Annotated in this window: 24 protein-coding genes; 4 read left to right on the top strand and 20 right to left on the bottom strand. The window is 66.0% G+C overall.

The features are described from left to right. Nucleotides 1-353, top strand: a 353-nt coding sequence (locus HCA61_RS25955) for a hypothetical protein (RefSeq protein WP_206039509.1), incomplete at its 5' end; no start/stop codon positions are given. Between the two features lie 31 nt (nucleotides 354-384). On the opposite strand, the gene tyrS is transcribed toward HCA61_RS25955, so the two are convergent. The 19 genes from tyrS to infC form a co-directional block, all read right to left on the bottom strand. After that, entirely contained in the window at nucleotides 385-1,662 is a 1,278-nt protein-coding gene (tyrS, locus tag HCA61_RS03870) for a tyrosine--tRNA ligase (protein WP_169686768.1), read from the bottom strand. A 22-nt stretch (nucleotides 1,663-1,684) separates the two neighbouring features. Further along, nucleotides 1,685-2,290 carry a DNA-3-methyladenine glycosylase gene (locus tag HCA61_RS03865; RefSeq protein WP_206039647.1) on the bottom strand — a complete coding sequence of 202 codons (606 nt, stop codon included), beginning with the start codon at nucleotides 2,288-2,290 and terminating at the stop codon, nucleotides 1,685-1,687. Continuing rightward, entirely contained in the window at nucleotides 2,287-2,508 is a 222-nt protein-coding gene (locus HCA61_RS03860; RefSeq protein ID WP_169686763.1) for a Trm112 family protein, read from the bottom strand. The genes HCA61_RS03865 and HCA61_RS03860 overlap by 4 nt, the downstream gene beginning before the upstream one ends. 38 nt (nucleotides 2,509-2,546) lie before the next feature. Then, nucleotides 2,547-5,534, bottom strand: a complete 2,988-nt coding sequence (locus HCA61_RS03855) for an alpha/beta fold hydrolase (protein WP_247274422.1) — start codon at nucleotides 5,532-5,534, stop codon at nucleotides 2,547-2,549. 129 nt (nucleotides 5,535-5,663) lie between these two features. Next, nucleotides 5,664-7,088: an argininosuccinate lyase gene (argH, locus tag HCA61_RS03850; RefSeq protein ID WP_169686761.1), complete on the bottom strand. Its 1,425-nt coding sequence runs from the start codon at nucleotides 7,086-7,088 to the stop codon at nucleotides 5,664-5,666. 2 nt (nucleotides 7,089-7,090) lie between these two features. Then, complete coding sequence (locus tag HCA61_RS03845; protein WP_169686759.1) at nucleotides 7,091-8,290, bottom strand: argininosuccinate synthase; 1,200 nt, start codon at nucleotides 8,288-8,290, stop codon at nucleotides 7,091-7,093. Nucleotides 8,291-8,338: 48 nt separating this feature from the next. Next, nucleotides 8,339-8,848 carry an arginine repressor gene (locus HCA61_RS03840; RefSeq protein WP_169686756.1) on the bottom strand — a complete coding sequence of 170 codons (510 nt, stop codon included), beginning with the start codon at nucleotides 8,846-8,848 and terminating at the stop codon, nucleotides 8,339-8,341. Between the two features lie 2 nt (nucleotides 8,849-8,850). Further along, the gene (argF, locus tag HCA61_RS03835) at nucleotides 8,851-9,780 is read right to left on the bottom strand and encodes an ornithine carbamoyltransferase (RefSeq protein WP_169686880.1); all 930 of its coding nucleotides are present in this window, start codon (nucleotides 9,778-9,780) and stop codon (nucleotides 8,851-8,853) included. A gap of 2 nt (nucleotides 9,781-9,782) precedes the next feature. Continuing rightward, entirely contained in the window at nucleotides 9,783-10,973 is a 1,191-nt protein-coding gene (locus HCA61_RS03830; protein WP_169686754.1) for an acetylornithine transaminase, read from the bottom strand. Continuing rightward, a complete protein-coding gene (gene argB, locus HCA61_RS03825; protein ID WP_169686752.1) occupies nucleotides 10,970-11,881 on the bottom strand; it encodes an acetylglutamate kinase in 912 nt (303 codons plus the stop codon). Before argB ends, HCA61_RS03830 begins: the two co-directional genes overlap by 4 nt. Nucleotides 11,882-11,921: 40 nt before the next feature. Beyond that, nucleotides 11,922-13,178 carry a bifunctional glutamate N-acetyltransferase/amino-acid acetyltransferase ArgJ gene (gene argJ, locus HCA61_RS03820; protein ID WP_169686750.1) on the bottom strand — a complete coding sequence of 419 codons (1,257 nt, stop codon included), beginning with the start codon at nucleotides 13,176-13,178 and terminating at the stop codon, nucleotides 11,922-11,924. Continuing rightward, nucleotides 13,175-14,248 (bottom strand): N-acetyl-gamma-glutamyl-phosphate reductase, encoded by a 1,074-nt coding sequence (argC, locus tag HCA61_RS03815; RefSeq protein ID WP_169686748.1) that lies wholly within the window; start codon nucleotides 14,246-14,248, stop codon nucleotides 13,175-13,177. Before argC ends, argJ begins: the two co-directional genes overlap by 4 nt. A 66-nt stretch (nucleotides 14,249-14,314) precedes the next feature. Continuing rightward, nucleotides 14,315-14,731, bottom strand: a complete 417-nt coding sequence (locus tag HCA61_RS03810) for a hypothetical protein (RefSeq protein ID WP_169686747.1) — start codon at nucleotides 14,729-14,731, stop codon at nucleotides 14,315-14,317. A 65-nt stretch (nucleotides 14,732-14,796) separates the two neighbouring features. After that, complete coding sequence (gene pheT, locus HCA61_RS03805; RefSeq protein ID WP_169686745.1) at nucleotides 14,797-17,283, bottom strand: phenylalanine--tRNA ligase subunit beta; 2,487 nt, start codon at nucleotides 17,281-17,283, stop codon at nucleotides 14,797-14,799. A 79-nt stretch (nucleotides 17,284-17,362) separates the two neighbouring features. Beyond that, nucleotides 17,363-18,433: a phenylalanine--tRNA ligase subunit alpha gene (gene pheS / locus HCA61_RS03800; protein ID WP_169686743.1), complete on the bottom strand. Its 1,071-nt coding sequence runs from the start codon at nucleotides 18,431-18,433 to the stop codon at nucleotides 17,363-17,365. Nucleotides 18,434-18,514: 81 nt separating this feature from the next. Continuing rightward, the gene (locus HCA61_RS03795; protein WP_169686741.1) at nucleotides 18,515-19,327 is read right to left on the bottom strand and encodes an RNA methyltransferase; all 813 of its coding nucleotides are present in this window, start codon (nucleotides 19,325-19,327) and stop codon (nucleotides 18,515-18,517) included. A gap of 38 nt (nucleotides 19,328-19,365) precedes the next feature. Beyond that, nucleotides 19,366-19,746: a 50S ribosomal protein L20 gene (gene rplT, locus HCA61_RS03790; RefSeq protein ID WP_169686739.1), complete on the bottom strand. Its 381-nt coding sequence runs from the start codon at nucleotides 19,744-19,746 to the stop codon at nucleotides 19,366-19,368. Nucleotides 19,747-19,809: 63 nt separating this feature from the next. Next, nucleotides 19,810-20,004: a 50S ribosomal protein L35 gene (rpmI, locus tag HCA61_RS03785; RefSeq protein WP_169686737.1), complete on the bottom strand. Its 195-nt coding sequence runs from the start codon at nucleotides 20,002-20,004 to the stop codon at nucleotides 19,810-19,812. Nucleotides 20,005-20,072: 68 nt separating this feature from the next. Beyond that, nucleotides 20,073-20,726, bottom strand: a complete 654-nt coding sequence (gene infC, locus HCA61_RS03780; RefSeq protein WP_169686879.1) for a translation initiation factor IF-3 — start codon at nucleotides 20,724-20,726, stop codon at nucleotides 20,073-20,075. Between the two features lie 396 nt (nucleotides 20,727-21,122). Here infC and HCA61_RS03775 point away from each other — a divergent pair, with 396 nt between their 5' ends. Continuing rightward, a complete protein-coding gene (locus tag HCA61_RS03775; protein ID WP_169686735.1) occupies nucleotides 21,123-21,488 on the top strand; it encodes a DUF1844 domain-containing protein in 366 nt (121 codons plus the stop codon). Between the two features lie 27 nt (nucleotides 21,489-21,515). Here HCA61_RS03775 and uvrA read toward each other — a convergent pair whose 3' ends face one another. Then, on the bottom strand, nucleotides 21,516-24,449 hold the full coding sequence (gene uvrA, locus HCA61_RS03770; RefSeq protein WP_169686733.1) for an excinuclease ABC subunit UvrA: 2,934 nt from the start codon (nucleotides 24,447-24,449) through the stop codon (nucleotides 21,516-21,518). Between the two features lie 126 nt (nucleotides 24,450-24,575). Between uvrA and HCA61_RS03765 the strand changes: the two genes are divergently transcribed. Together HCA61_RS03765 and HCA61_RS03760 are read left to right on the top strand one after the other, a co-directional pair. Continuing rightward, the gene (locus HCA61_RS03765) at nucleotides 24,576-25,265 is read left to right on the top strand and encodes an MBL fold metallo-hydrolase (protein WP_169686731.1); all 690 of its coding nucleotides are present in this window, start codon (nucleotides 24,576-24,578) and stop codon (nucleotides 25,263-25,265) included. A gap of 131 nt (nucleotides 25,266-25,396) precedes the next feature. Then, a complete protein-coding gene (locus tag HCA61_RS03760; protein WP_169686730.1) occupies nucleotides 25,397-26,317 on the top strand; it encodes a hypothetical protein in 921 nt (306 codons plus the stop codon). Nucleotides 26,318-26,320 lie beyond the last annotated feature (3 nt).

Here is a 26,320-nt window from a genome sequence, read left to right as displayed (position 1 = left end):
GACCACCACAGACGGAAGAATGTGATGATCAGCACAATTCGATCACCGAAACAATTTCGGTGATCGCACCAAAAATATTTGGCACTGACATTCATCGGCACACTGTTGAGTTCTCAAAGAACACGCGCACACCATCACTGTTCGAATTTTCTTCGACCAGCTCCGGGGCAACCGTTCCAACCTATCACAGCCAACATCCGGGGCGCAAACCCTCGTTCGCCTCTGACCGTGATCGCTCTTGCGGACTTGAACACTACCATATCCCCGACCCTGTCGGTTCGGGTTGGTGTCCCTGTCGCTCGAACAACGACAAAGTTACGCCACCGCTAACAGAGCGTCAAATCGCCTGGTAGACGGCCTGCGAGCGGTGGCGCTGCTACGTTGTCAGCTCTTCACGACACGCACACCGGCGAAGTTCCGTTTGCCGCGACGTACGACCATCCACTCGCCGTGGAGCAGATCGTTGTCCGACGGCGTCCAGTCCTCGCTGGAGACGCGGACGTTGTTGACCGACGCACCGCCCTCCTTGACTGTCCGTCGAGCCGCTCCCTTGCTCTCACACAGTCCCGTTGCGACCAGGAGGTCGACGATGGTGTCGGGATCGCCGGCCCGGACTTCGGCGACCGAAGCCTCTGTCAACGCGGCAGCCAGCGTCCCCTCGTCGAGCTCCGCGAGTTCACCACGCCCGAACAATGCGCGGCTGGCGTGTTCGACCGCGCGAGTGTTCGCTTCACCGTGGACGAGGGTCGTCATCTCTGCTGCGAGACGCTTCTGGGCCTCGCGTGCGTGGGGGCGTTCAGCGGTCGCGGTCGCGAGCTCGGCCAGTTCCTCCTGCGAGAGGAATGTGAACCATTGCAGGTACTTCATGACGTCGGCGTCTGCCGCGTTGACGAAGTACTGGTACCACGCGTACGGGCTCGTCATCTCGGGGTCGAGCCACAGGCTTCCACCGCCGGTCGATTTTCCGAACTTCTTGCCGTCCGATGAGGTCACGAGCGGAACGGTCAAGGCATGCACCGAGGCTCCGTCGGTGCGCCGGTTCAGTTCGACGCCCGCGATGATGTTGCCCCACTGATCGGAGCCGCCGACCTGGAGCACGCACCCGTGTTTGCGGCGAAGCTCGACGTAGTCGTTGGCCTGGAGCAGCATGTAGCTGAACTCCGTGTACGAGATTCCGTCGCCCTCGAGGCGACGCTTGACCGTGTCGCGCGCGAGCATGACATTGACGGAGAAGTGTTTACCGACATCACGCAGGAAATCGACGACACTGAGCTGACCGGTCCAGTCGAGATTGTTCACCACTACCGCGCCGGTGTCCGGATCCCCGAAATCGACGAACCGTTCGAGTTGTCCGCGGATGCGATCAGACCAATCGGCGACTGTATCGGCGGACTGCATGGTGCGCTCCCCCACGTCACGTGGGTCGCCGATCATGCCGGTCGCACCACCGGCGAGCACGATCGGCCGATGGCCGGCTCGCTGGAAACGCTTGAGTGCGAGGAGCGGCACGAGGTGACCTGCATGCAGGCTCGGCCCGGTGGGATCGAATCCGGCATAGAGCGTGACCGGACCTGCATCGAGGTCCCGTCGAAGTGCGTCGAGATCGGTCGATTGGGCAATGAGCCCGCGCCAGGTCAGTTCGTCCAGAATTTGCTCAGTCACCGTTCGATCATCCCACTACGACTCAGAGGATCGGAGCGCGTGGGCTCCTTCGGTATGCGGAGACACCGATCCCACCACGGATCCAGAACCGCCACGGCCGGTCGGCAGCGACACTGATTCCCACTCTCGGCCCCGCCTCCACGTGTGTCACCACTTCGGCGAGGGTGACGGATACCCGCGCACCGGGCGCGAATACATCCAGACCATTGTCCTCGAGGGTCAGCCCGAGTGCTTGCGCGAGATTTCCCGGACCCCGCGCAAGATTTCCCACCGGGGTGCCGGGAGTCCGCCGGGTCCGTACTGCTGCTTCACCGGTGATCACTTCGGCACCGCGCAACAGCACCGCGGACGCCACGCCGGGGGCACCGATCGAGATGTTCGCGCAGTGATGGATTCCGTAACTCCGATAGACGTACAGGTGACCGGCAGGACCGAACATGACCCGATTGCGACCGGTCGGGCCCCGATACGAATGCGCGGCCGGATCCGGCCACGGACCGTCCTCGGGTCCGCCGTAGGCCTCGACCTCGGTAACACGCAGTGTCACCTCGCCAACTCTGATGTGAGCAGCCAGCAGGGCGCGCGCTGCAGCAATCGGATCGAGCGTCGAGAGGCGGTCCGAGCTCAGCTCGCCACCCATCCGGCGACACCGCGCGCGACGAAATCCTCGTGCTCGGCGTCGGAGACGTCACGTGCGTCGTCGACGAGCAGAACCGGAATTCCGTTCTCGATGGGATAAGCGCGACGCAGTCTCGGGTTGTAGAGCACCGTGTCGTCGACGAGTAGAAGCGGACCCTTGTCCTGCGGGCAGGCCAGGATGCTCAACAGTGCGGGATCGACGGCCACGGAGGTCCTCTCGACGGTGGGTGGTGAACGCGCTCAGGCTACCGCGCAACCGGGCCGGAGCGGTCCGTGCCCGACGTCCACTTCGTCCATACCGCCTTGGTGAACCGTCGGTACGCCCCCGTCGCCGGGTCGGCGTACCAGGACCGGACGCTGGGAGCAGGTAGCCCTCGTGCACGCAGAGCCTCGCTGACCGGGCGATACGACGGTCCGAGAGCGATCTCGGCGACCACGTGAACCAGATCCGGTCGCTCGTCGACCGGCAGGGCGTCGAGGGCCACTGTGATCTCGGACGCGGTCGGCGCCCGATTCTCGCGAAGGGTGATTGCCGCCACTGCGATGTCGGCATGACCGACGGACACTCCGTACGCGACTGCAAGGTCGACGCGCGGGAGACTACCGAGAACATCGACGATCGGTTGCGCGTAGACCGGGCCGCGCGGTGTCACGATGACCGAGCGCTTGTTGTCGAGGAGCCAGAAGTCCCCGTCGGCATCGCGCCGGAACAGATTGTCGGTGGGGACCCAACTGTCGCCCGCCTCGAACACACCGCGCATCACTGCGGTGAGGCTCTCCGCCGAGTGGCCCCGCCTGCCGAGCAGCAACCCGACTTCATCGGGGTCACATTCACGGACGAACCCGCGGTCGCCTTCGACGAGCCGTCCGGCAATCGGGTCGTAGGCAGCCAATCGGACCTCGGCGCTGCCCGGCAAAGGACGCCCCTTCGAACCGATCTTGGTCCCGGACACATTCGCCAGCACGATGTCGCCCTCGGTTGACGCGTAGAACTCGAGGACCCGCGCCGGCGCGAATCGCTCCAGGGTGCGCCGCCACAGGCCCGGTGTCATACCGGACCCGAGGAACAATCGGATGGGGTGGATATCGTCGGAATGCCAGGAGGAGCTGTCGAGGACAGTGTGGAGCATCGACCAGGTGTAGGTCACCACCGTCACCCCGTAGCGGTGGATTTCCTCGCGGAACCGCGCCGGGTCCAATTCCCGCGACAGCGCGATTCGGGCGCCCCCTGCGAGAGCTCCCCCGAGCCCGACCAGCAGGCCCGACGAATGATACAGAGGCGCAAGGCAATACATGGTATCGCCGCGGTCGAGGGCCGCCGCGGTCGCAGTACCGAAGGCCGACAACGCCCATCGGTGATTCGTGATCCGCTTCATCTCGAGTGCGTCGCCGCTACCGGTGAACAAGATGAATGCCAGTTCGCGAGCGAGCCCCGGGTTCGGCACGTACCAGCCCGGCAGCTCCACGGCCGACACGTCGAGCCGTTCGAGATCGACGACGTCGGCACCGTTCGGAACATCCAGGTCGCGAACGTCGCCACCGCCGAGAACCAACACGGGCAGACCGGTGGAGGCGGCGCGGTCGAGGTTCTCCGGATCGGTGATGACCTTCTCGACGGCGCCGAGCCTGATGGACTCGGCGAGGTCCGGGCCCGGGGCCAGCATCACCGACACCCCGCCGAGCCGCGACACCGCAGCAACAGCCGCCATCGCGCTGGGACGAGTTCCCATCAGGACGCCGACGTGCATGGCGGGGCGAATTCGACAACTAACGAGGCCGAGGACGATGGTGTCGATTCGAGCGTTGACGACCGCGTACGTGTAGACGCGGTCGTCGTAGATGAAGCACTCGCGTTGAGCGGCCTTACGGCCCTGTTCAGCCAGCAGTCCCCCGACAGAGACCCGAGTGTGTGATTCGAGTTGCCGCAACCGAGCAAGCCGGGGCAGGGCCCGTACCGCTTCCCCCGACAATTCGCGGACACCCCGCACAGCGCCGACGGCAATGTCTGCGACGCCTTCGACGAGTTCGGTACCGACCTCGGCGATCGTCGTGGCGGTATGGGTGATGCGACTACCGATTGTCACACCGGTCTCGTCTTCTCCGTGCGGATCCGGTGTTTCCATCGGAACCACTCCGACGGGCCGGTCTCCGTGGCCGTCACGCCAGTGCACCCATTCGCTCACGGCAGGCCACGTCTGTTGTGCAGCAGCCGATCCCACGACAAGACCGAAATGACCCGCGCGCAGCGAATACTCGTACACGTCGGCGCGGGGCGCGGCCTTGCGGATGCCGCGAACCGCGAGCGGCTGGCCGATGTCGTCGACCTCACCGACGAACGCGAGGATCGGGCAGGTGATCTCCGCGAGACTGACTGCGCGGTCGTTGATCACGAACCCGCCGCTCATCATCCGGTTGTGCGCGATGAACTGTCGCAGCAGTTCGGCGACGGCCGGGCCCGACCATGCCACCCAGCCTTCCGTATCGAGGAACCTGCGCTGCGGTTCACGCGGCAGTAGTGCCTCACGGTCGTGCAACTGCATGAGGAAGTCGATGCGTGAGCGCACGGTCTTGACGGGATCGAGGAACTGGAAGCCGGTGCGCGCCATCCAGCCCGAGATCGCAAGCCGGTTGAACACGTGGTCGGCCAGGAAGTCCGCGGATCTGACCGCGAGGGCATCGGGAATGCCGAATGGGAGCGCTGCCAGGGTGTCGACGGGGCTGCCGAAGGTCACGAGGCTCGCGATGTTGCGGCTCCGCCGGTATGCCGCAGTCTGATAACAGAACATCCCGCCCTGCGAGTATCCGGACAGGTGGACGTCACGACCCGTGTATTCGTGGACCCGATCGATGATGTCGTCGAGGGCCACGATGTGATCGGTCAGCGTGCGTCCCCACCCGCCTTCTTCTTGGTCGGGCGACCCGAAATCGACCACCCACGGGTCCAGTCCCAGCGATTGCAGCATACCGACAGCACCCGTGTCGGGGGTGACGTCGTATACATCGGCCGCCATCATCATCGGCGGCACGAGCACGATCGGAATTCCCGAGCGAGCGGTATCGGCTTCGGGAAAGTACCGACGGAGCCGGTACATCGGGGTACGCACGACGACCTGGAACGGAGACGGCGCTGCCCCCGATTCCAGGCCGCCGAAACGCACCACCTCGAGACCGTTCTGTGCCGTGGCAATGATGCGCCGCAGGGACCCGATCACCGCGTCACCACTGAGTTCCACCTACCGCCCCCTCCACCTGGCGTCCGACGTCCCGGTTCACGGTCTCAGAGTGCCACACGGCCTGCCCCTGTCGGTGGCGCCCGACGAAGTGTCGCTCGATGGCAACGGTCGTGTTCGAGCTCTACCCGGTCAGGCGCGCACCCACGAGCGCAGGCTCTGCGTTTCGGCCCGGACATCGTCGAGTTGCTCGGCGACGCGGACACCTGCCGTGCCACCGCGCGCATTCCTCGAGGCCACCGATCCCTCGACCGTGAGCACTTCACGAACAGCAGGAGTGAGGGCGGGATCGACCGCAGCGAGCTCGTCGTCGGTGAGGTCAGCGAGTCCGACCCCGCGTGCTTCTGCGACACGTACGCACGCCCCGGCCGCTTCGTGTGCGACCCGGAAGGGCACACCCTGCCGGACCATCCACTCGGCGATGTCGGTGGCGAGAGTGAAACCGGCCGGCGCGAGTTCTGCCATGCGGTCGGTGTGGAACGTCAGTGTCGCGATCAGCCCCGTGATGGCGGGCAACAACAACTCGAGCTGCGCGACCGAATCGAAGACCGGTTCCTTGTCTTCTTGGAGATCTCGGTTGTAGGCGAGCGGTTGTGCCTTGAGCGTGGCCAGCAGGCCGGTGAGGTTGCCGATCAGGCGCCCGGCTTTTCCGCGCGTGAGCTCGGACACATCGGGGTTCTTCTTCTGCGGCATGATCGACGACCCTGTCGACCACGCATCGGCGAGTGTGACGTACCGGAATTCGGGTGTGCTCCATAGGATCACCTCTTCCGCCATCCGCGACAGGTCGACCGCGATCTGCGCGAACACGAACGCGGCCTCGGCCGCGAAGTCGCGCGAACTGGTCGCGTCGATCGAGTTGTTCGCAGCGGAGGCGAATCCCAGATCTTCGGCGATCGCGTCCGGATCCAGCCCCAGCGACGACCCCGCCAGCGCACCCGACCCGTACGGCGACACGGCCGCGCGCTTGTCGAAATCGCGCAGGCGGTCGACGTCTCGCAGCAGCGGATGCGCGTGCGCGAGCAGGTGGTGTGCGAGGAGCACAGGCTGCGCGGCCTGCAGGTGCGTCTTGCCCGGCATGATTGCGTCCGGATGCGCCGCAGCCTGCCCGGCGATCGCCTCGACGACGTCGAGAACTCCGTCACCGATTCGCCGGGCCGCGTCTCGGAGCCACATACGGAACAACGTGGCGACCTGATCGTTTCGCGACCGTCCCGCCCGCAGCCGCCCACCGATCTCGGGACCGACGCGCTCGATGAGTCCGCGTTCGAGCGCACCGTGGACGTCCTCGTCGGATTCTGCCGGCGTGAACGCCCCTGAGGCGACGTCCGTGGCGAGTTGTTCGAGTCCGTCGAGCATCGTCGCCAGATCGGACTCGGTCAGTAGTCCCGCACGGTGCAGGACCTTCGCGTGGGCCTGCGAGGCGCGCACGTCGTACGGGGCAAGCACCCAGTCGAAGTGCGTGGACTTGCTCAGAGCCGCCATGGCGGCGGCCGGTCCCGATTCGAACCGACCGCCCCACAGGGCACCTTCGTTGGTGCCGTGAGCCTGGGTCATTGTTACAAGCCCAGATCGCGCTTGGCCGCGACCTTCGAGGAGAGGCCGTGGATCTGCACGAAGCCCTTGGCGTTCGACTGATCGAAGCTGTCCCCCTCGTCGTAGGTGGCGAGGTTGAAGTCGTACAGCGACTCGGGGCTGCGGCGACCGTTGACCGAGATATGACCGCCGTGCATGACCATGCGGATGTCGCCGGTGACGCGTTCCTGTGTCTTCTCGACAAATGCGTCGAGCGCGTACTTGAGCGGGGAGAACCACAGGCCGTCGTAGACGAGCTCGCTCCACCGCTCTTCGACGCGACGCTTGTAGCGGCCGAGTTCGCGTTCGAGAGTGACGTGCTCGAGCTCCTGATGAGCCGTGATCAACGCGATCGCGCCGGGAGCCTCGTAGATCTCACGGCTCTTGATGCCGACGAGACGGTCCTCGACCATGTCGAGTCGGCCCACCCCCTGGGCGCCGGCACGCTTGTTGAGCTGCTGGATCGCTTCGAGCGTGGTGACGTGCTTGCCGTCGATGGCGACGGGACGTCCCGCTTCGAAGCTGATGATGACCTCGTCGGGCGCCTGCCAATTGAGGGTCGGGTCTTCGGTGTAGTCGTAGACGTCCTTGGTCGGAGCGTTCCACAGGTCTTCGAGGAAGCCGGTCTCGACAGCGCGACCCCACACGTTCTGATCGATAGAGAACGGAGACTTCTTCGTCACGTTGATCGGCAGACCGTGCTCACCGGCGAATGCGATGGCCTTCTCGCGGGTCCAGGCGTAGTCGCGGACCGGGGCGATGACCTGCAGGTCGGGAGCGAGGGCACCGAAACCGACCTCGAAGCGAACCTGGTCGTTGCCCTTGCCGGTGCAGCCGTGCGACACGATGGTGCCGCCGTGCTCCCGTGCAGCCTGCACGATGTGCTTGACGATCAGCGGGCGGCTGATCGCGGACACCAGCGGGTAGCGGTCCATGTACAGAGCATTGGCCTGCACGGTCGGCAGGCAGTACTCGGTGGCGAACTCGTCCTTGGCATCGACGACCACGGATTCCACGGCACCGCAGTCGAGGGCGCGCTGACGCACGACCTCCATGTCCTCGCCGCCCTGGCCGAGATCGATGGCGACGGCGACGACCTCCTTGCCGGTCTCCTTGCCGATCCAGCTGATGGCAACGGAGGTGTCCAGCCCGCCCGAGTAGGCGAGTACGACGCGATCGGCCATGGTGATTGTGCTCCTTCTTATCTTTGATGTCTGTCGATCAGTGGTAGGTCAGGCGAGTGATTCGATTTTCGCAGCCAGGTCGGCTCCGGTGTTCGGTTCCCGGGCAATCACCGCGATGGTGTCGTCACCCGCGATCGTGCCGACCACTTCCGGTAATGATGCACGATCGAGTGCACTGGCCAGATAGTGCGCTGCTCCGGGCGGGGTACGAAGCACCGCGATGTTGCCGCTCGAGTCGGTCGACACGAGCAGTTCGCCGAGAAGTTTCGACAGTCGGTCGGTGCCACCCGTGACGCCGCGGACCGGACTTCCGTCCTCGGGGACGACATACACGCCCGCTCCCCCGTCGGCCGCCCGGAGCTTGACGGCTCCGAGTTCCTCGAGATCGCGGGAGAGCGTGGCGGTCGAGACTTCGATGCCGTTGTCGGCAAGCATGGCCGCGAGCTCGGTGTGACTGCGCACCGCGCGGGTGGCCAACAGCGCGATGATGCGTGCTTGCCGGGCGGCCCGGGTCGGAGCGCTCACCGCAATGTCGTCTCGGTCGGGCGCGGTGCTCATCGTCAGCTCCGGCTCTGTTCGAGCAGCCACACGAGCAGCGCTTTCTGCGCGTGCAGACGGTTCTCCGCTTCGTCCCACACGACCGCGCGGGGACCATCGATGACTTCGGCTGTGATCTCTTTGCCGCGGTAAGCGGGAAGGCAGTGCAACACGATCGAATCGGATTTCGACAGTGCCACGATCTCGTCGTTCAATTGGAACGGCCGAAACACCACCTCGCGGTCGAGGCCGTCGTTCTCCTGCCCCATGGACACCCAGGTGTCGGTGACGAGGACGTCGGCGCCCTCAGCTGCCGCCCGTGGGTCATCGGTGACCGTGACGCTTCCGCCGGTCTGCTCGGCGCGGGCGCGGGTGGCCTCGACGACCGCCGGATCGGGTGCGAACCGGCCCGGGGTGGCAATGACGACGTGCATGCCTGCAGTGACGCCGCCGAGCATCAACGAGTGCGCCATATTGTTCGCACCGTCACCGAAGTACGTCATCGTCAGACCTGCGGTACTGCCCTTGTTCTCTCGAATGGTCTGTAGATCGGCCAGGACCTGGCAGGGGTGGAAGGTGTCGGTGAGGGCGTTGACCACGGGCACCTCGGAGTGGGCCGCGAGCGTCTCGACACGGTCCTGACCGTATGTGCGCCACACCACCGCCTTCGTGAAGCGGGAGAACATGCGGGCGGTGTCCTCCAGCGTCTCGCCCTTCCCGATCTGGGTGGCGCCGGTGTCGACGACGATCGCATGTCCGCCGAGTTGTGCAATGCCCGCGTCGAAGGAGAAGCGGGTCCGGGTGGACGTCTTGTCGAACAGGACGGCGACGCTGTACGGGCCTTCGAGGGGACGACGTGAGAGCGGGTTCTTCTTCAACTCGGCGGCGAGTTCGAGGACCTCGTTCTGTTCGGCAGGAGTGAGATCGTCGTCGCGGAGGAAATGCCTGACCATGGTCACCGGCCCCCTTCCTGGGATGCGGTGTCGAGGATGCCTGGCAGTGCGGTGACGAATCCGGCCGCCTGTTCCTGGGTGAGGATGAGCGGTGGCGCGAGACGAATCACGTCGGATGCGGCCGCATTGACCAGGAATCCCGCGTCGCGCGCGGCAGTTTCGACGGCACCGGCCTTGGTGTCGGTGAGCACGATGCCGAGGAGTAGCCCCGAACCGCGCACGTGATCCACGAGCGGATGGCCGAGTTCTTCGATTCCGGCGGAGAGTGTCTTGCCCACCGAATCCACGTGGTCGAGCAGATTCTGCTCGTCGATGGTGCGCAGCACGGCGAGCGCGGCGGCGGCGCACACCGGGTTGCCGCCGAAGGTGGTGCCGTGCTTGCCGGGCGTCAGTAGGTCGGCGGCGGGCCCGGTTGCGAGGACCGCGCCGATGGGCAGGCCTCCGCCGAGCCCCTTGGCAAGGGTCATCACATCCGGGACGATTCCTGCCGCCTGGTGTGCGAAGAAGGTGCCGGTGCGGGCGATGCCGGTCTGCACCTCGTCGAGCACGAGCAGCGCGCCGTGTTCGGAGGTGAGGCGACGAGCGCCTGCCAGGTATCCCTCGGGCGGTACGACGACACCGGACTCGCCCATGATCGGTTCGAGGAACACTGCGGCGGTGGTGTCGTCGATCGCAGCGGTGAGTGCGTCGAGGTCGCCGTAAGGGACGAATTCGACACCGGCGGGCATCGGTTCGAACGGGGCGCGCTTGTCCGGTTGACCGGTGAGTGCGAGGGCCCCCATGGTACGGCCGTGGAACGCCTTCTCTGCGGCGATGATCTTGGGGCGACCGGTGAGCCGCGCGATCTTGAACGCGGCCTCGTTGGCTTCGGTGCCGGAGTTGCAGAAGAACGCGCGACCCGGGTGACCCCAGAGACCGAGGAGTTGCTCGGCAAGGTCGAGGACCGGCTGCGACGCATACAAGTTCGACACGTGCCCGAGTTGGCCCAATTGCGCGGTGACGGCATCGATGACGGCGGGGTGCCGGTGACCGAGGCTGTTGACGGCGATGCCGCCGAGCAGATCGAGGTACTGCTTACCGTCGGCGTCGGTGAGGACGGCGCCGTCGCCCGCGACGAGCGCGACCTTCGGCACCCCGTAGTTGTTCATGAGTGAGCCGGCCCAGCGCTGCTGGAGCTCGGACGTGCCGGTCATGCGGCGCCTTCCTGGTCGTGGGCAGGCACCACCATGGTGCCGATACCTTCTTCGGTGAACAGTTCGAGCAGAACGGAGTGGGGCTGGCGCCCGTCGATGACGTGCGCGCTGGGCACTCCGCCCTGCACGGCGCGCAGGCACGCCTCCATTTTCGGGACCATGCCGGAGTCGAGGGACGGCAGGAGCACCTCGAGTGCGGCGGTGTCGATCGACGAGGTGAGCGAGCTTCGGTCCGGCCAGTCGGTGTAGAGACCTTCGACGTCGGTGAGGACGACGAGTTTCTCCGCGCCGAGCGCTTCGGCGAGGGCTGCGGCCGCGGTGTCGGCGTTGATGTTGTGCACGACGCCGTCCGCGTCGGGAGCGATGGTCGACACCACGGGGATGCGACCTGCCGCGATGAGGTCGAGCACGGCCGCGGGGTCGACGGTGGTGACGTCGCCCACGAGCCCGATGTCGGTGTCGGTTCCGTCGACGACGACGGTGCGCCGGGTCGCGGTGAACAGCTGCGCGTCCTCACCGGAGATCCCGACCGCGTAGGGTCCGTGGCTGTTGATCAGGCCGACGAGTTCGCGGCCGACCTGCCCGAACAGCACCATGCGTACGACATCCATGACGTCGGGGGTGGTCACGCGGAAACCGCCGCGGAACTCGCCTTCCATGCCCAGCCGCTTCAGCATGGTGTTGATCTGCGGGCCTCCGCCGTGCACCACCACCGGGTGGATGCCGACGGTGCGCAGGAACGCCATGTCGGCGGCGAACGCAACTTTGAGGGCATCGTCGGTCATGGCGTTGCCGCCGTATTTGACGACGACGATCTTGTCGCGGAACTTCTGCAGCCACGGCAGAGCTTCGGCGAGTACGAACGCCTTCTGGTGCGAGGTCAGGCTCGCGATGAGGTCGTCTGTCATGGGGTCTCCTGTATCGACCGGTGATCTGGGGGCCGCTCGATCAGGACGAGTAGGCCGAGTTCTCTTCCACGTAGGCGTGCGAGAGGTCGGTGGTGCGGATGGAGGCCTCGGCCTCGCCGACACCTAGGTCGATCTCCAACGCGATGTCGATGCCGGACAGGTCCACCTCACGGGCGCCGGGAGCGCCGACGCCGTCGATGCACACCGGGCTTCCGTTGAACGTCACCGAGATCTTGTCGGGGTCGAGTTCGATGGGGGCGATGCCGATCGCAGCGAGGACACGGCCCCAGTTGGGATCGGAGCCGAAAAGCGCGGTCTTGACGAGGCTGTCGCGGGCGACCGTGCGGGCGCCGATCAGGGCATGGGTCTCGGAGGCGGCACCGCGCACCGTGACGGTGACGCGCTTGGTGACGCCTTCGGCGTCGGCCATCATCTGCGCTGCCAGGTCGTCACATACGGCGAGGACGGCAGCATCGAGTTCGTCCTGGGTCGGGACCACACCGCTGGCGCCGGATGCGAGGAGCAGGACCGTGTCGTTGGTACTGGTGGCACCGTCGATGTCGAGTCGGTCGAATGTCATGCGGGTCGCGCCGCGCAGCGCTCGGCCGAGTTGGTCTGCGGTGGCGACGGCATCGGTGGTCACCACGCACAGCATGGTGGCAAGCGCTGGTGCCAGCATGCCCGCGCCCTTCGCCATGCCACCCACATTCCACTTGTCGGCGTGGTGCAGAGCAGCCTGCTTGGGCACGGTGTCGGTGGTCATGATGGCGTAGGCGGCGTCGGTTCCGCCGGAGATGCCGCCGGCAAGTTCGTGCACGATGTCGTGGACGCCGGAGAGGACCTTGTCCATGGGCAATCGGTCGCCGATGAGTCCGGTCGAGCACACGGCGACCTCGCCGGCGCCGGTCTCGGTACCCCAGTTGCTCAGCGCCTCGGCGACGGCTTCGGCGGTGGCGTGGGCGTCCTGGAATCCGCCGGGTCCGGTGCATGCGTTGGCTCCACCGGAGTTGAGGACCACGGCGCGTAGTGCGTGCGAGGCCAGCACCTGCTGGGACCACAGGACGGGTGCGGCCTTGACCTTGTTTGCCGTGAACACACCGGTGGCGGTGAGGTCGGGGCCTTCGTTGACCACGAGTGCGAGATCGGGCCTGCCGGAGACCTTGATACCTGCGGGGATACCTGCGGCGCGGAATCCGGCGGGGCTGGTGACGCCCTGGGTGCGGATGAGTCGTCCCCCGGCGGTGTCGACCGCGTCGCTGTAGACGTGGTCGGCGTGCTTGTCGGTGCTCTCGGTCACGGTGCGACTCCCACGGTGGGCAGGCCTGCGGTCTCGGGTAGACCGACGGCGAGGTTCATGGATTGGACGGCACCACCTGCGGTGCCCTTGGTGAGATTGTCGATCGCGGCGATTGCGACGAGAAGTCCGGCGTCGGTGTCGACGGTGACCGAGATCTGCACGGCGTTGGATCCGACGACTGCACCGGTCGCGGGGAGCACGCCGTCGGGAAGCAGATGCACGAATGGTTCGTCGGCATAGGCCTTTTCGTATACGGTGCGCACCTCTGCAGCCGACGCTGCGGTCGGTGCCGTGCACGTCGCGAGGATCCCGCGCGGCATAGGGGCCAGCACGGGGGTGAACGAGACCGTCACCGGTGTGCCTGCGAGCGCGGACAGATTCTGCTTGATCTCCGGTGTGTGCCGATGTGCGCCCGCGACGCCGTAGGCGCGCGCCGAGCCCATCACTTCGGAACCGAGCAGGTCGACCCGCGGGGACTTACCTGCGCCGGAGGTTCCGGAGACCGCGACGATTTGGACGGCCGGCTCGACGAGGCCTGCCGCGACGGCTGGGGCCAGCGCGAGTGTCGCGGACGTCGGGTAGCAGCCGGGGACCGCAATGCGGGTGGCACCGGTGAGCTGCTCCCGCTTTCCGGTGAGTTCCGGAAGTCCGTAGGGCCACGTGCCGGCATGGTCGGTTCCGTACCAGCGCTGCCAATCGTCGGCGCTCTCGAGCCGGAAGTCTGCGCCGCAGTCGATCACGACAGTGGTATCCGGGAGCTGTTCGGCAAGGGCGGCGGAATGGCCGTGCGGCAGGCCGAGGAAGACGACGTCGTGGCCGGCAAGCGAGTCGAGGTCGGTCGGCGCCAGCACTCGCTCCGCGAGCGGGTGCAGGTGCGGATGGAACTCGCGCAGGGCGGCGCCCGCGTTGCCACCCGCGGTCAGCGCGCCGATGACCAGAGATCCGTCCAGGTAGGCGGGGTGCGTGAGCAGCAGGCGCAGAACCTCGCCACCCGCATAGCCGCTGGCGCCCGCTACTGCGACCCGGAGTGGCGACTGCGGTGTCGCTGTGAATGCCGGTGAGTTACCCATACGATTGATTATGCACGCTCATGCAAATTATTTCATCACTGGGTTGTCATACCGGGCTTTCCCCGGTCAGGTCTTCTTCATCGACTGCCGGATCTCGTCCAATCGGTCGGCTGCGGCCTTCTTGCGCTCCTCGTATTTCTCCTCGAGGCTCCGTCCGGCGGCACTCTCGTGGGCCAGCTCCTCCATTCCGGTCGCTGTACCGACTCGCCGCTCGATCTTGTCGCGTACCGAGTCGAACGTCGGTACCCCGCCCTCGGTGTACCCGGTCACCTCCTCGATCGTCGGCGCTCGTGTCCCGCTCGGTGTGATGTCGGGATCGGGCGACGGTTCCGGATCGAGAGGTGGAACGTCGGGTATCGATGGGCCGGGCGGCACATCGGGCACCGACGGCGTCTCGGGCCCCGCCGGTGTCACGTCCGGTACTGGTTCCTCCGGATTGTCGGGATCCGGTACGCGCCCGGGAGACGATTCGTGCGTGCTCATCTCCTCAGGCTACGTCGCGCACCCGCTCGCCGCTGCCGCGTCAGCCGCGAATCGCCACTGCCGCGTCAGCCGCGAAGTTCCGCTCCTACCGCGGCCGACGCAGCAGCGACAGCAGCGTCACGAGCCGCGCTCGCCTCATCCTCGGTGAGGGTGCGGTCGTACGCACGGAACCGCAGTGCGAAGGCCAGTGACTTGCGTCCGTCGCCCACTTGGGAGCCCGTGAAGACATCGAACAACCGGATGTCCTCGAGCAATTCGCCGCCACCGCTACGCAAAGCCGCTTCCACTCGCGCAGCAGGCACCTCGTCGGCGACCACGACCGCGACGTCCTGGAGAACTGCGGGGAACGGCGACACGATGGGGGCGGGCAGCAACTCCACGATCGGCAGCGCATCGAGATTCAGCTCGAAGGCGCACGTCCGGGCGGGTAGCCCGGATCGTTCGACGACGGCCGGGTGAAGTTCACCGGCGTGGCCGACGACGACCCCGTCGACGATCAGTTCCGCGCAACGACCCGGGTGCCACGGCAGGTACTGCGCTTGCCGACGCTCGAGTTGCACGCCGGCAGCCCGGGCAACGGTCTCGGCGGCTGCGAACGCGTCGGCCGCGTCGGAGACCCGGCCCGGCCCCCAGGGGCCTGCGGGCTCCCGCAAACCGGACAGGACACCGCCGATATGCACGGGTTGCTCGGGCAGGGACCGTTCCAGGAGCGCGATCTCGCCGTCGGTGGGGCGCCGATCGACGGGGAGCGCCGCGACCGAGGTTGTCTCGGGGCCGGGATGGACCACCTGCGCGATCGAGAACAGCGCGACGTCACGCTGACCGCGCGACACGTTGCGCGAAAGCACTTCGAACAGGCCCGGCAGCAGGGTTGTCGCCAACTCGGGTCGATCCGACTCGAGCGGGTTGAGGACTTTGGTGGTGGTGCGGCGCGGGTCTTCAGCGTCCAGCCCCCACGTGTCGAACACGCCCGCAGGCAGAAACACCGGAGCGAGTACCTCGATGTAGCCGTCGGAAGCGAGCGCGCGACCCACCGCGCGACGACGACGCTGACTCGGAGTCAGTCCGCGTCCCGCGGGTGCGGCGGGAACGACAGACGGGATCTGCTCGAGTCCCTCGAGACGAAGGACCTCCTCGACGAGATCCGCGGGCTGGCGCAGATCGGGACGCCACGACGGAGGCGCGACGACCAATTGGCCCTTCCCGTCGTCAGCGACACCGACCTCGACTGCACACCCGATCTGTGTGAGTCGCCGTGCGGCGGTGCCGTTCGCGTAGCCGACACCGGCGGTGCGGTCGGGGAGGTCGATATCCATCCGGATCGAAACGCTCTCGGTCGGCACGGAGATGTCGGTCAGTGTCGACTCGACACGACCGCCCGCGATCGAGGTGAGCAGCGACGCCGCACGGTCGAGCGCCGCAAGCGCAACCTCGGGGTCGACGGTGCGCTCGAACCGTTTGCCTGCCTCGCTGCTGAGCTTGTGCCTGCGGTTGCCGCGAAAGACCGCAAGCGGATCCCAGGTCGCAGCCTCGAGGAGGATGTCGGTGGTGTCGTCCCCGACCTCGGTGGTGGCGCCACCCATGATTCCGGCGAGGGAGATGACACCGCTGTCGTCGGCGATGACGACATCTTCGGGATCGAGCACGCGTTCCACCCCGTCGAGCGTGGTGAGCTTCTCCCCCGCGACAGCGCGACGGATGACGATCTCGCCCTGCAAGGTCGCGGCGTCGAACGCGTGCAGGGGCTGGCCCAGTTCGAGCATCACGTAGTTGGTGACGTCGACAGCCGGTGAGATCGGGCGGACACCAGCGGTGTGCAGGCGACGCTGCATCCACCACGGTGTGACCGCGGTGGGGTCGATACCGGTAACCTTCCGCGCCGCGAATCGCGTCGCTCCTGCTTCTGGTTCGAGCCGGATCGGGTAGCTCGGTCCGCCATCGGACGGCAGCGACGGGACTTGCGCCGGATCGAGGAACTCGAGGTCGAAACCACACGCGAGTTCGCGGGTGAGGCCGCGCAGGGAGAAACAGTAACCGCGGTCGGGGGTGATGTTGAGTTCGATGACGGTATCGCCGAGTCCGAGCAGGTCGTTCGCGTCGTCACCGGGTTCTCCGGATCCCGCCTCGAGGACGAGAATGCCGGAATGGTCCTTGCCGATGCTGAGTTCGGCGACCGAGCAGATCATGCCGTCGGACACCTGGCCGTACGTCTTGCGCGACGCGATGGCGAACCCGCCCGGGAGCACCGCGCCGGGCAACGCGGCGACGATGAGGTCGCCTACCGCGAAATTACGGGCACCGCACACGATTCCGCGGGGAGCGTCTTCACCGACGTCGACCTGGCAGAACCGAATGGGCTTCTTGAAGCCCTCGAGTTCGGTGATCTCCACGACACGTCCGATGACGAGATGGTCGACGCGCCCCAGCGTCTCGATGTCTTCGACCTCGAGACCCACCCGGACGAAGCCTGCGTCGAGTTCCTCCGGGGTGACGTTCCACTCGGGGGTGGCGCGCTGCAGGATTTCCGCCAGCCACGATTGCGCTACTCGCACTTGAGCTCAGCTTTCTCGTTCGATGTCGGTCACGGGTCGGGGCATCGGCGCCGGATCCCGTCGGTCACGGGTCAGGGCGTCAGCCCTGCACCCCGAAGGGAAGGGTGAAGCGGATGTCGCCTTCGACGATGTCGCGCATGTCGGAGATACCGTTGCGGAACTGCAGGGTGCGTTCGAGGCCCATGCCGAACGCGAATCCGCCGTACACATCGGGGTCGATACCGCTCGCGCGGAGCACATTGGGGTTGACCATTCCGCAGCCGCCCCACTCGACCCAGCCTGCGCCACCCTTCTTGTTCGGGAACCACACGTCGACCTCGGCGGACGGTTCGGTGAACGGGAAGTAGTTCGGCCGCATCCGAGTAGTGGTCTCCGGACCGAACAGGGCACGGGCGAAGGCGTCGAGTGTGCCCTTGAGGTGCGCCATGGTCAGGCCCTTGTCGACCGCGAGTCCCTCGATCTGCGAGAACACCGGGGTGTGGGTAGCGTCGAGTTCGTCCGTGCGGAAGGTACGCCCGGGGCACACCACGTATATCGGGATGTCCCGGCTGAGCATCGTGCGGACCTGCACCGGGGAGGTGTGCGTGCGCAACACCTGCCTCGACCCTTCGGGGGCGATGTGAAACGTGTCCTGCATCGTCCGGGCCGGGTGGTCGGGCAAGAAGTTCAGTGCGTCGAAGTTGTAGTGCTCGGTTTCGACTTCGGGCCCCTCGGCGATCTCCCAGCCCATCGCAACGAACACGTCGGAGACCTGTTCGGAGATGATGGTGATGGGATGTCGCGCGCCGAGCGCACGGCGGGTCGCGGGGAGGGTCACGTCGATCGACTCGGCGACGAGCACCGCGGCGTCGCGCTGCGCCTGCAGTTCTTCGCGACGCGAGTCGAAGGCAGCCTGCACTGCGGTGCGGTGGACGTTGACGCGTTTCCCGGCGTCGGCGCGTTCGGGACCGGGCAGGGAGCCGAGCGCACGCTTCGCCAACGAGATAGGCGCCTTGTCCCCCAGGTGCGCGATCTTCGCCTGGGCGAGTTCGTCGAGGTTGCGGGCCGCACCGAATCCTTCGAGGGCCGCTTTCTGTGCCGCCGCGAGGGCGTCCTCGGTCAGCGCTCGGGGATCGACTGCCGGCGGAGTGCCGCCCTCTTTCTTGGCCACGACCGGTGCAACTCCTTCTTGGGGCGAACGGTTCTTCGTCGGTGGGTGAAGCGGGTACAGCAAGGCTGCACCGTAGAAATCCTAGGTTAAGCGCGTAGCCGACCGATGCTGCACCCTGGCACTTGCATACATGCAGATCGCGGCGGCGGTCGCGAGGTTGAGGGACTCGGCACGACCGCGGATCGGAATGCGCACCCGATGATCGGCGCGGGCGGCGACCTCGGGCGGCAACCCGTGGGCTTCACTGCCGAAGAGCCAAGCGGTGGGACCTGCGAGCAGTTCGTCGGCCTCGTCGAGATCGACCTCACCGTCGGCCGCGGTCGCGAGGACCCGAACTCCTGCGGCGGTCACCGCGTCGAGCACGCGGGTGGTGTCGCGTTCTCTCACGAGCGGCAGATGGAACACGCTGCCTGCCGAGGAGCGCACGCATTTTCCGTTGTGCGGATCGACGCTGTCTCCAGCGAGGATCACCGCGTCGGCACCGACAGCGTCGGCGACGCGGATGAGGGTCCCTGCGTTGCCGGGCTCCCCCATCTCGACCGGGATCGCGAGCAACCGCGCCCCGGAGTCGAGCGCCGAGTCGAGGGGCACGTCGAGGGTGTCACACACCGCGACGAGTCCCGGCGGTGAGACGGTGTCGGACAGTCGCCCGCCGGCGCGGTCGGTCACGAGGCCCACGCGGATGCCGCGGTTCTGCGCGGTGGTGACGAGATCCCGGTAGCGCTCGGCGGCGCCTTCGGTCACGAATATGTCGTGCACCACCCCCGTGGCGAGGGCCGCGGTGACCGAGTTCTCACCTTCCGCGAGGAAGCGTCCGGTTCTACGCCGCTCAGCGGCGCGGAGCAATTTGACAGCAGAAACGACCCGTGGGGTGCGCTCGGTGAGCGGGTCCACGGGCCGTTCCTGTGCTGGATTCTCGTTCAGCGTCGCGCTCAGGCAGCCGGAGCGTTGACGTCGGCGGGCAGCGCAGCCTTCGCAACAGCCACCAAGCCGGCAAATGCCTCGGCGTCGGAGACGGCAAGCTCAGCAAGGATCTTGCGGTCGACCTCGACACCGGCAGCCTTGAGGCCCTGGATGAACCGGTTGTAGGTGATGTCGTTCGCGCGGGCCGCAGCGTTGATACGGGTGATCCACAGCTTGCGGAAGTCGCCCTTGCGCGCGCGACGGTCGCGGTAGGCGTAGGTCAGCGAGTGAAGCTGCTGTTCCTTGGCCTTGCGGTACAGACGCGAGCGCTGCCCGCGGTAGCCCTTGGAGGCCTCGAGAATCGAACGGCGCTTCTTCTGGGCGTTGACGGCCCTCTTCACGCGTGCCACTGATATGTCCTGTCAGGTTCGGGGGGCTGGTACTCGGCCCCCGGGATGATCGGTCGGGAAGGCTCAGATGTCGAGCAGGCGCTTGATGCGCGGCGCGTCGGCGGGCGAGACGACGGCGGTCCCGTCGAGGCGACGCGTGACACGCGAGGACTTGTGCTCGAGCAGGTGGCGGCGACCGGCCTTCTGGCGCAGGATCTTTCCGCTACCGGACACCTTGAAACGCTTTGCGGTGCCGCTGTGGGTCTTCGACTTGGGCATGGAGTCCTCAGTTCTTGTCGTGGATACATCGGTGCTCGCGCGCAGCACCGGATGTGCTGCCGGAGCGGCTAGCTGGTCTGTGCCTCTCCCGATTGACCCTGCTGCTCCTGCGCCGCAGGTGCGGCGGGTTCTGCAGGTGCCGCGGGGGCAGGCCGGGAAGACTTGGCCGGAGCGGCGTGCGCGGCTTCCTGAGCCTTGGCGCGGGTCTTCGCTCCCTTGTGCGGGGCCAGGACCATCGTCATGTTGCGGCCGTCCTGCTTCGCGGACGTCTCGATGAATCCCAGGTCGGCGACATCGGCGCCGAGACGCTGCAACAGACGGAATCCGAGTTCGGGCCGCGACTGCTCACGACCGCGGAACATGATGGTCACTTTGACCTTCGAGCCGGCCTCGAGGAAGCGAACGACGTTCTTCTTCTTGGTCTCGTAGTCGTGGTCGTCGATCTTGGGGCGGAGCTTCTGCTCCTTGATCACGGTCAGCTGCTGGTTCTTGCGCGATTCGCGCGCCTTCTGCGCGGCTTCGTACTTGAACTTGCCGTAGTCCATGATCTTGCAGACCGGCGGGCGGGCGTCGGGGGCCACCTCGACGAGGTCGAGGTCGGCTTCGATGGCCAGGCGGAGTGCATCTTCGACACGCACGATTCCGACCTGTTCACCACCCGGTCCGACGAGTCGGACCTCGGGAACACGGATGCGTTCGTTGATGCGGGTCTCAGCGCTGATGGGGCCTCCTAGGTAGAAATGCGGTGTGGTCTTGCTGACCGCACCGCAGCACGCGGGGCCCGGCGATTCCTCGACGAAAAAACCCCGCTGCAGTGCTGATACACCTGGCGGGGTCCGTACCGACCGGTCGACGCGACGCGGCACCGCCGCGACCAACGTTCCATACCCTCGAGGGCATGGACTCTCCGAGCGCCGTAACGCTCGAAGGACCGGACCACTGCGCCGCAAGAAACACGCGGCCAGAGGTGGGAGTCGGACTCCACTTGCTGCCCGCGCGGGTACGCGCAGGCGGTCGTGGCGATCAGTCTAACAAAAGATGCACGTCGGCGCCGAATCGGACCTCGGAGCACGCACCCGGAACACGAGCACCGCTGCGCTGGTGGGATCCTCGAGGACATGACCGACACCCCCGATGCCCCCCGCCACGATGATCAGCCCGCAGATATTCGCGACCTCGCCGACATTCCCGCAGTCGAGGTGATCAGCCGCGCTGCGGTGATGCTGATGAGCTCCGCCGCGGAGAAGCTGGGCCTCGCCGACGACGATCCCGACGCGAGCGACCGCCTGGACCTCGATGAGGCACGCCGCGTGATCACGGCCCTCGCCGGGCTGGTCACTGCCTCGGTGGAATACCTCGGCCCGCACGCCGGTCCGATCCGTGAGGGCCTACAGGCGCTTCAGAAAGCCTTCCGCGAAGCGTCCTCGGTGCCCGATTCACCCGGTCAGGGCCCCGGCGAAAAATACACCGGCCCCGTCTACTGACGTTCGGCGCGTGCTCGTCCCGCTTGCTCAGCCGGCGGCGGCCTTCTTCCGTGGCGCACGCTTGCGGGCGGGACGAGCGGGCTTCTTCTGCGGGGCCGGAGCGGACTCGGCGAGAGATTCCGCAAGGAATCGACCGGTGTAACTGCGCTCGACTGCCGCAACGTCCTCGGGGGTGCCCTCCGCAACTACGGTGCCGCCGCCCGATCCACCTTCCGGGCCCATGTCGATGATCCAGTCCGATGTCTTGATCACATCGAGATTGTGTTCGATGACGATGACCGTGTTGCCCTTGTCGACGAGACCGTTGATGACGCCGAGCAACTTCCGGATGTCGTCGAAGTGCAGACCGGTAGTCGGCTCATCGAGGATGTAGGCGGTTCGTCCGTTGGAACGTTTCTGCAGTTCGGCGGCGAGTTTGACGCGTTGAGCCTCACCACCGGACAACGTCGTCGCCGGCTGGCCCAGTCGGACGTATCCGAGACCCACCTCGACGAGGGTCGCAAGGTAGCGGTGGATCGAGGTGACCGGCTCGAAGAACCCGGCTGCCTCCTCGATCGACATGTCGAGCACCTCAGCGATCGTCTTGCCCTTGTAATGCACCTCGAGCGTTTCCCGGTTGTAGCGGGCGCCATGGCATACCTCGCACGGCACGTACACATCGGGGAGGAAGTTCATCTCGATCTTGAGGGTGCCGTCGCCCGAGCACGCTTCGCAACGGCCGCCCTTGACATTGAACGAGAAACGTCCCGGCTGATAACCGCGTACCTTCGCCTCGGTGGTCGCAGCGAAGAGGGTGCGGATCTTGTCGAACACTCCGGTGTAGGTCGCGGGGTTCGACCGCGGTGTCCGCCCGATCGGTGACTGGTCGACCTGCACGAGCTTGTCGAGCTGATCGAGGCCATTGATGCGGGTATGCCGACCGGGCACCTGCCGCGCACGGTTGAGCTTGTTGGCCATCACCGTCGCGAGAATCTCGTTGACGAGCGTCGATTTGCCGGAGCCCGACACGCCGGTCACGCAGGTGAGTACCCCCAGCGGGAATGCGACGTCGATCTCACGGAGGTTGTTCTCCCTGGCACCGATCACGGTGACCTGACGTTTCGGGTCCGCGGGTCGGCGCACGAGTGGAACGGGAATCGATTCGCGACCCGACAGGAACGCGCCGGTGATGGACGCGGAGTTGTCGAGAAGCCCTTTGTAGGTGCCGCTATGGACGACCTGCCCACCGTGCTCCCCGGCGCGCGGTCCGATATCGACCACCCAGTCCGACGCGCGGATGGTGTCCTCGTCGTGTTCCACGACGATCAGGGTGTTTCCGAGATCGCGCAGCCGGGTGAGAGTATCGATCAATCGACGGTTGTCGCGCTGATGTAGACCGATGGACGGCTCGTCGAGTACGTAGAGGACACCGACGAGACCTGAGCCGATCTGGGTAGCGAGCCGGATACGTTGAGCTTCGCCACCGGACAGGGTAGCGGCCGCTCGAGCGAGGGTGAGGTAATCGAGACCCACGTCGAGCAGGAACCCGAGACGTGCCTGCACCTCCTTGAGGACCTGGCCGGCGATCGCCGCCTCCCGGGGCCCGAGGGTGAGGCTGTTCAGGAAGTCGGCGCACTCGGCGATCGACAGCTCGCACACCTCGGCGATCGACTTGGCGCCGAGGTCGTCCGCGGTGATCGTGACCGCCAGGATCTCGGGTCGTAGCCGGGTGCCGCTACACGTCGGGCACGGAATGTCGCGCATGTACCCGTCGTAGCGTTCCTTCATCTGTTCCGACTCGGTCTGCTCCATGCGGCGATGCAGGAACGGCATCACGCCTTCGAATTCGGCGTAGTAGGAGCGGACGCGGCCGTAACGGTTCTTGTAGCGGACGTGCACCTGCTCGGTACTGCCCTCGAGTACCGCCTTACGAACCTTTGCGGGCAGCTTCTTCCACGGTGTGTCGATGTCGAAGCCCATGACGTCGGCCAGTCCGGTCAGCAGACGGGTGAAATATTCGGAACTCTGCCCCATCGACCAGGGCGCGATCGCGCCGTCGGCAAGGCTGCGGTCCGGGTCGGGTACCACCAGGTCGGTATCGACCTCTTTACGTACGCCGAGGCCGGCGCAGTCGGGGCACGCACCGTACGGAGAGTTGAAGGAGAACGAGCGCGGCTCGAGGTCGTCGATCGCGAGGGGGTGCGCGTTCGGGCAGGCCAGCGATTCGGAGAAGCGACGTTCACGATCGGGGGCGTCCTCGTCGCGGTCGACGAAGTCGAGGACGACGATGCCTTCCGCGAGGCGCAACGCGGTCTCGATGGAATCGGTGAGACGCTGCTTGGCGGAGGGCTTCACCGCAAGACGGTCGACGACAACCTCGATATCGTGCTTTTCCTGCTTCTTGAGCTTGGGCGGCTCGGAGAGCGGGTACACCACCCCGTCCACCCGGACCCGGGAGTAGCCCTGCAGGGTGAGGTGCTCGAACAGGTCGACGAACTCGCCTTTCCTGGTCCGGACCACGGGAGCGAGGATCTGGAAGCGCAGGCCGGCTTCCATTTCGAGAACCTGGTCGACGATCTGCTGCGGCGACTGGCGGGCGATCTTCTCGCCGCACACGGGGCAATGCGGGGTACCGGCACGCGCATACAGCAGTCGGAGGTAGTCGTAGACCTCGGTGATGGTGCCGACAGTGGAACGGGGGTTCCGGTTGGTCGATTTCTGGTCGATCGACACCGCAGGCGAAAGCCCCTCGATGAAGTCGACATCCGGCTTGTCCATCTGGCCGAGGAACTGCCGCGCATACGCGGACAGCGACTCGACATAGCGGCGCTGGCCCTCCGCGAAAATCGTGTCGAATGCAAGGCTCGACTTACCCGACCCGGAGAGGCCGGTGAACACGATGAGGCTGTCGCGCGGCAAATCCAGGTCGACACCGCGCAGGTTGTGTTCGCGCGCCCCTCGTACGATCAGGCGATCCGCCACGCCAGTTCCTTCCTTGTCGACAAGGCCGCATTCGGGCCCTTGCCCATCGTAGGCGCGTGCACCGACACGTTCCGGTCTGCGACCACTCGACCTCGGGCGATGCGGCGCAGAGGTAACGTGCGGCACATGACGCAGCAGCCCCTCATCATCGATGACCACTACACCGGCGAGGTCTCCCCAGGCGGCCCCGCGCAGCGACGCAGCATCCCCGGTGCCACCATCGTCAAGCTCTCGGTCGGCCAGATGGACAACAACACCTACCTCATCACCGACACCCGAACCGGCAAATCGCTGTTCATCGACGCAGCCAACGAACCGGACCTGCTCGTGCCCTATCTTGCCGAGCACGCGCCGAATCTCGAACTCATCCTCACCACGCATCAGCACTGGGACCATTGGCAAGGGCTGGAGCAGGTCGCCGCCGCCACGAAGGTACCGACCGCTGCGCACCCGCTCGACGCCGAACCGCTGCCGGTGACCCCGGATCGTCTCCTCGAAGAGGGCGACACCATCCGGATCGGCGAGCTCGACCTCGAGGTGCTGCACTTGTCCGGGCACACCCCCGGTTCGATCGCACTCGTGCTCGAGGAGGCCGGTACCGGACGTCATCACGTGTTCACCGGCGACTGCCTTTTCCCCGGGGGTCTTGGCCGGACTACAAAACCGGAGGACTTCGATTCGCTGTACCAGGACGTCACAGCCAAGATCTTCGACAGGTTCGACGACGAGACGGTGTTCTACCCCGGACACGGCAAGGACTCGACCCTCGGCGCGGAGCGTCCGCATCTCGCAGAGTGGCGCGAACGCGGTTGGTGATAAACCAACGCCCGGGTGAATGCCCCGGCGCCATGACGACACTCTCGGCGCAACGCGGCGCACCTGGTCTTCTGCGCGTTCCCGCTGGACGAGTCAACAACTGTTCGACCCCGCCATCGAGAGACCTTTAAATGACAAGTGATGAATACCAGCGGCGCCTCCGTCGGGAAGTATCGCAAAGCCTCAGCAGCACCTATGGCCGGAACTGGCAGCAGATGCTCCGAACGGCCGTCGACAGCGTTGATTCCCCTCTCGCCGAGCTCAGAAGAAACCTTCGGACTGTTCGGATACCGGCGATGAAGGCTTTCGAGGTTGCAGCGACGAACACCTCGGCACTTGAAGAACTTCGTCGTCAGATCGCTCAGGTCGGGAACTTCGATCAGTACTTGGTCCCATCTGAGGGCCGTTCAGGCGGTTCTGCCCTCCGGGATCGACTAACACAAGTGTCAGTTCCGGAAGCCTGCGCTAACTCTGCTTTCGCCCAACTCGATATACGTCCAGATCCGGCAGTAACCGAAGCCATCCGCAGCATCGCGGAGACCGTCATTCATGCAACGCCCACGAGCGCGCTCGACCAACACCTGGCACGGTTGCGAGAGAGCCTTGCTGCGAACCAGATCCAGCTCGCGGAGTTCAACGGCTTCGAGCTCAAGGATCTCGACCTCCAACTTCCCACCGACGACGTCTGGGATGATATCGCTGCCAGGCTCAGCCCTATAGACCTCGATGACCCTGAGGTCGAGGAAGCAGTCGATCAACTGATCGACGAGGTCGAGACACTCTACGGAGCAAGTCCTGAGCTGGACGAGACACGCCAACGGCTGCAGACCCGGTATGGGGCACGGGCGTGCCGCCTGATGCTCGCGGCCTGGTTCGGCGGCATATGGACATATTCTTACTATCTTGCTGCACTTGCTCTCCCAGACTCAGTTCTCTTGGCTGTCGGCGGAACCGGCATCGGCGCGCTAACACTCTGGCAGGCTGGCTACAAACTGGGTATGTGGCTCTTCCCGGATATCCCCCACACAGACAGCGAGCAGGAAAACAACTAGCTT

Origin of the sequence: Rhodococcus sp. HNM0563, from assembly GCF_012726195.1 — a bacterium.
Lineage (GTDB): Bacteria > Actinomycetota > Actinomycetes > Mycobacteriales > Mycobacteriaceae > Rhodococcus.
Note: the sequence above shows the minus strand (reverse complement) of the source record. Positions and strands in the feature narration are given on the sequence as shown.

Coding starts and splice junctions, on each gene's coding strand:
- HCA61_RS03830 (WP_169686754.1), bottom strand. CDS start 10,973: ATGACCGGCACGTCCGAGCTCCAGCAGCGCTGGGCCGGCTCACTCATG.
- argF (WP_169686880.1), bottom strand. CDS start 9,780: ATGGTCAGGCATTTCCTCCGCGACGACGATCTCACTCCTGCCGAACAG.
- HCA61_RS03775 (WP_169686735.1), top strand. CDS start 21,123: ATGACCGACACCCCCGATGCCCCCCGCCACGATGATCAGCCCGCAGAT.
- HCA61_RS03760 (WP_169686730.1), top strand. CDS start 25,397: ATGACAAGTGATGAATACCAGCGGCGCCTCCGTCGGGAAGTATCGCAA.
- argB (WP_169686752.1), bottom strand. CDS start 11,881: ATGACAGACGACCTCATCGCGAGCCTGACCTCGCACCAGAAGGCGTTC.
- HCA61_RS03765 (WP_169686731.1), top strand. CDS start 24,576: ATGACGCAGCAGCCCCTCATCATCGATGACCACTACACCGGCGAGGTC.
- HCA61_RS03810 (WP_169686747.1), bottom strand. CDS start 14,731: ATGAGCACGCACGAATCGTCTCCCGGGCGCGTACCGGATCCCGACAAT.
- argH (WP_169686761.1), bottom strand. CDS start 7,088: ATGACCCAGGCTCACGGCACCAACGAAGGTGCCCTGTGGGGCGGTCGG.
- argC (WP_169686748.1), bottom strand. CDS start 14,248: ATGGGTAACTCACCGGCATTCACAGCGACACCGCAGTCGCCACTCCGG.
- rpmI (WP_169686737.1), bottom strand. CDS start 20,004: ATGCCCAAGTCGAAGACCCACAGCGGCACCGCAAAGCGTTTCAAGGTG.
- HCA61_RS03840 (WP_169686756.1), bottom strand. CDS start 8,848: ATGAGCACCGCGCCCGACCGAGACGACATTGCGGTGAGCGCTCCGACC.
- HCA61_RS03845 (WP_169686759.1), bottom strand. CDS start 8,290: ATGGCCGATCGCGTCGTACTCGCCTACTCGGGCGGGCTGGACACCTCC.